This is a genomic window from Planctomycetota bacterium (assembly GCA_018242585.1).
Taxonomy (GTDB): domain Bacteria; phylum Planctomycetota; class Planctomycetia; order Pirellulales; family PNKZ01; genus JAFEBQ01.
Genome location: JAFEBQ010000033.1, coordinates 139,191 through 139,494, shown reverse-complemented (window position 1 = coordinate 139,494; position 304 = coordinate 139,191). Strand labels below are relative to the sequence as shown.

The 304-nt window shown below is 50.3% G+C and carries 1 rRNA gene (running past both ends of the window); it reads right to left on the bottom strand.

The annotated features are described in order from the left end of the window. A 23S ribosomal RNA gene (locus JSS27_16895) occupies positions 1-304 on the bottom strand (its annotated part extends past both window edges: 1,020 nt to the left, 788 nt to the right); the annotation flags it as partial.

Sequence of the window (304 nt, the reverse complement as noted above, 5' to 3'; positions counted from 1 at the left end):
TTCTAAGCCAACATCCTGGATGTCTCAGCAACTCAACTTCCTTTGTGACTGAGTTCTATTTCGGGACCTTAGCTGATGGTCTGGGTTGTTTCCCTCTCGACCGCGAAGCTTATCCCTCGCGGTCTGTGTCCTGCGATAGTCGCATTGGTATTCGGAGTTTGGTTCAGCAGAGCAACCTGGTAAGGCCCTCAAGCCGATTCAGTATCTCTACCCCCAATGCGTAGTGGCGCAAGCCTATCCCTAAAGATATTTCGGAGAGAACGAGCTATCTCTGCGTTTGATTAGACTTTCACTCCTCCCCACA